This window comes from Arhodomonas sp. KWT, from assembly GCF_010993615.1.
In genome coordinates this window covers 1-673 of the sequence record NZ_WNXE01000916.1, presented here as the reverse complement: position 1 = coordinate 673, position 673 = coordinate 1, and the positions used below count along the sequence as shown (strand labels likewise).

Sequence of the window (673 nt, the reverse complement as noted above, 5' to 3'; positions counted from 1 at the left end):
GTCGCCGTGTCGGCGACAAACCACGACCACGACCCGGCCGCCTACATCGACGCATTTCCCACCGGTCCCGTTGACGAGATCCATCTCGCCGGCCATGCCCTGGGCCACGACGACACCGGCGCCCCGTTCGCCATCGACAGCCATGACCGACGGGTCGCTGACACGGTCTGGGCGCTCTACGAGCGCACCCTCCTCCGCAGCGGTCCAGTGCCGACACTGATCGAGTGGGACGGCGACGTCCCCGAGTGGCCGGTCCTCCTCGACGAGGCGCGGCGGGCCGACACCCGGCTCACCGACGCCCCCCGGGAGGCCACCTCATGAGCGCCTCTGCAACCCTCGAGACAGCGCTGGCCAGCGCGCTGCGCCGTCCGGGCGCACCCGCCCCCGCCGGCGTGACGCCGCCGGGACGGCTCGACATCCACCGCAACAACATCCACGTCAGCCTCGTGGAGGCATTGCGCGAGGCCTATCCGGTCACCGAACGACTGGTGGGCGAGGCGTTCTTCCACGCCATGGCGCGGACGTACGTGGCCGACGAACTGCCGGACTCACCGGTACTGCTGGCCTACGGCGCCGGCTTTCCCGCGTTCATCGAGACCTTCCGCGCCGCCGCCGGACTGCCGTACCTCCCGGACGTCGCCCGGCTCGAACGCGCCAGACTGGAGGCCTATCA

At 71.2% G+C, this 673-nt stretch carries 2 protein-coding genes; both read left to right on the top strand.

Annotated elements, in window-relative coordinates; all coding sequences use genetic code 11:
- A partial coding sequence (locus G7A99_RS23280; RefSeq protein WP_163144425.1) for a DUF692 family multinuclear iron-containing protein occupies nucleotides 1-321 on the top strand: 321 nt, incomplete at its 5' end.
- On the top strand, nucleotides 318-673 hold a 356-nt coding region (locus tag G7A99_RS23275), incomplete at its 3' end, for a DNA-binding domain-containing protein (protein WP_163144423.1). The genes G7A99_RS23280 and G7A99_RS23275, both read left to right, overlap by 4 nt.